This window comes from Amycolatopsis sp. NPDC003731, assembly GCF_053586895.1.
Genome location: NZ_JBSFNC010000292.1, coordinates 1 through 3,110, shown reverse-complemented (window position 1 = coordinate 3,110; position 3,110 = coordinate 1). Strand labels below are relative to the sequence as shown.

3 protein-coding genes and 1 pseudogene are annotated in these 3,110 nt (G+C 70.5%); 3 read left to right on the top strand and 1 reads right to left on the bottom strand.

Features of this window, described 5'->3' with window-relative positions; genetic code table 11:
- The first annotated feature begins 184 nt into the window (after positions 1 to 184).
- Together ACWDN5_RS46570 and ACWDN5_RS46565 are read left to right on the top strand one after the other, a co-directional pair.
- The gene (locus ACWDN5_RS46570; RefSeq protein WP_449680777.1) at positions 185 to 1,363 is read left to right on the top strand and encodes a trans-sulfuration enzyme family protein; all 1,179 of its coding nucleotides are present in this window, start codon (positions 185 to 187) and stop codon (positions 1,361 to 1,363) included.
- A 52-nt stretch (positions 1,364 to 1,415) separates the two neighbouring features.
- Positions 1,416 to 1,751 (top strand): annotated as a pseudogene (locus ACWDN5_RS46565) (hypothetical protein); the annotation flags it as partial.
- Here the strand turns inward: ACWDN5_RS46565 and ACWDN5_RS46560 are convergent.
- A complete protein-coding gene (locus ACWDN5_RS46560) occupies positions 1,632 to 2,045 on the bottom strand; it encodes a hypothetical protein (protein ID WP_449680776.1) in 414 nt (137 codons plus the stop codon). The pseudogene ACWDN5_RS46565 and the gene ACWDN5_RS46560 overlap by 120 nt on opposite strands.
- A 112-nt stretch (positions 2,046 to 2,157) precedes the next feature.
- Between ACWDN5_RS46560 and ACWDN5_RS46555 the strand changes: the two genes are divergently transcribed.
- Positions 2,158 to 2,790 (top strand): 3'-5' exonuclease, encoded by a 633-nt coding sequence (locus ACWDN5_RS46555; protein ID WP_449680775.1) that lies wholly within the window; start codon positions 2,158 to 2,160, stop codon positions 2,788 to 2,790.
- The last annotated feature ends 320 nt before the right edge of the window (positions 2,791 to 3,110 follow it).

Here is a 3,110-nt window from a genome sequence, read left to right as displayed (position 1 = left end):
CCCACCAGCCCCCCCCCCCCCCCGCGCGCCGCCCCCCCCCCCCCCCCCCCACCGGGGGACCGGCCACCGGCCAGGAGACGGTTTTCCGGATCACCGAAGCGATCCGGACCGAGCACTCGTTCCCCGGCGGGTGGTCGGCACCGAAGTACTCCCGCTTCAACTGAGACCACCATGGACGGTGACGATGACCAGTACCCACCCGGCGACCCGGGCCGCGCGAGCGGGCACCCACACCCGGCCGGGCGGGGCACCGCCGCTGGTGCCCGCCCTGTACCAGACGACCGTGCACGCCTACCCGGACCTCGCGTCGCTACACCGCGTGCTCGACGGTGAGGACCACGGCAACGTCTACTACCGCTTCGGTCACCACAACGGCCACGTGCTCGAGGAGGCCGTGGCGGACCTCGAAGGTGCCGCCGACGCCGTCTCGACCGCCTCCGGCATGGCCGCGCTGACGGGGATCGTGACGGCCCTGGTCGAGACGGGCGGGCACGTCGTGGCCGACCGCAACGCCTACGGCGGCACCCGCAGCGTTCTCGAGGCCGACCTGCCCCGGCTCGGCATCGACGTCACCCTGGTCGACGGTACGGACCTCGCCGAGGTGGAGCGTGCCCTCACCTCCCGGACTCGGCTCCTGCTGGTCGAGGCCCTCACCAATCCGACGATGCGGGTGCCGGACCTGCCGGCGCTGGCCCGGATCGCGGCCGCGGCGGGTGTCACGTTCGCCGTCGACTCGACGTTCGCGACCCCGGCGTTGCTCCGCCCGCTCGAGCACGGCGCGGATCTGGTGTGGCACAGCATCCCGAAGTACCTCGGCGGCCACTCCGCCGCGATGGGCGGGATCGTCGCCGGCCGCGCCGACCTCGTCGGGCGGATCCGGCGGTCGGTCGTCCACCTCGGCGCGACGCTCGGCCCGTTCGACGCCTGGATGGCGTTGCTGGGACTGAAAACCCTGCCGCTGCGGATGCGCGCGCACACCCGCGGTGCGACGGCCGTCGCCGGGTTTCTCGCCGGGCACCCGGCCATCACGCGGGTGCACCACCCGGGCCGCCCGGAGCACCCGCACGCCGCGGTGGTCGCGCGGCTCTTCCCCGACGGGACCGGGGGCATGCTCTCCTTCGAACTCGCCGGTGGCCGCCCGGCCGTCGACGAGCTGATCCGGCGGCTGGGGCCGGCGATCCCGCTGTCGCCGAGTCTCGCCGACGTCGCCACGACCCTCGTCCACCCGGCCACGACCACGCACCGGTCGCTGCCGCCCGAGGACCTCGAGGCCCTCGGGATCACCGAAGGCCTGGTCCGCCTGTCAGTCGGCATCGAGGAGCCCGCCGACATCGTCGCCGACCTCGGCTCGGCGCTCGCTTGACACGGGGAACGCGCCTGGTCATGCTGACGTGGTCCAGTGGTCAGACCACCAGATGACCTGCTCCATCCAGGCCCAGTACGAAACCGCCACCATCAACAAGCTGCGTCGGGAACTCGCCGCCGGGCTGATCGGCGACGACGACACCAGTCCGATGGTCGCCTCGGCGCGGCTGTTCGACGAGCGGTTGCTCGGCGCCGGCCGGTGGGTTTTCGACGCGATGGTGGCGCGGTCGCTGCGCATCGTGCGCGAGCACCCCGCCGTCGGCCGACTATTCGCCTCCCGGCACTCGTGGCTGGTGGTGGACGAGTACCAGGATCTCGGGCCGGTCCTGCACGCGCTCGTGCTCGCCTTGCACGACGCGGCAGGCGTGAGTATCGCGGCGTTCGGAGACCCCGATCAGTCCGTGATGGGCTTCACCGGTGCTGACCCGCGGTACCTGAACGAATTGGCCGCACGTGGCGACTTCCGCGACCACTTCCTCGGAGTGAACTACCGGTGCGGCCAAGCCATCGTCGCGGCCAGCCACACCGCCCTCCGGGAACCCCGCACCTACCGGGCGGTGCCCGGCCGGGCGGACGACGGGGCCATCGAGCCGATCATGGCCGACGGAGGGCTCGACGAACACGCCGCGATCGTGGCAGGCACGATCGACGCGCTGCTCACGAGCGGTGTGGCCGGCCACGACATCGCGGTCTTGTACCCCGCCCGGGGACCCTTGCTGTCCGCTTTGATCGACGAGTTCGACGCCAGGCGCATTCCCTACGTGAACGAACGGGATGAACGGCTGCCCAGCGGTGAGCTTGCCCGACTTCGTTCGCGACTGCGCGGCCCGCGCCGTCGCCGGACATCAGCCGGCTGTACTGGGCCCGGACGTCGGTGCGACCTCCGTCGCCACCTTGGGCGACCTGGTACGGGCATACGCTCCGGTGCGCGAAGCCGCCGGGCTGCCACCGCTCGACCGTCGTGCCGCAGGCCGAAAGTTCGCCGGCCTGCTCAACGGTTTGCGGTCGGAAGAACAGGCAGCTCCGCCGTCCGAGACCAGCAAGCTCTGGGAAAGTTCCGAGAGGCTGCCAGTGCGTATGGCCTTGAAGTGCGGGACATCGCCGCCGGCGTTGAGGGCCGGCAAGGTCACGTTGACCACCTACCATTCCGCGAAGGGCCGGGAATGGGATGCCGTGATCCTGCCGGGGCTGGTCGAAGGCATCATGCCCGGTCGTCGGTGGTCGACGCGGTTGCGCGCGCACCCCGAGCCCAACCCGGATCGACTGGCTCAGGACCGGCGTTCGTTCTACGTCGGGCTCACCCGGGCCAAGCGAGCCCTTGTGCTGGTCTACGGTTCGTTCTGGGAGACAGATTGGGGTTCGAAGAACGAATACGGGGTTTCCCGGTTCGCTCGAGACGTTCTTCGGCACCTGGTTGTGGAATGAGGACGAATCCGCGGCGCGGGCCGGTTGTCCGGGGCAGTCCGCTTCGGTCCAGGTCGCGGTCAAGTCGAGGCCGACGATGGTGAGTGATCCGTCGAAGAAGCCGATTGGCTGGCCGCATCCCGTGTTCATGGGCTGGATCCCGTCCAGCGTGACCGCGCGAAGCCGGTCCAGCGGACCAGCATTTGCGACACCCTATTGCGCTCGTCAAGTGCCCGTAAAGTCGCTGTCGGTCATAATTTCTGTGACCGTGACCGCCTCCAGCACACTGACCGGTTCCCGCCGGGAGTCGAGGTGCCCGACCTCGGCCGGATCATCGACTT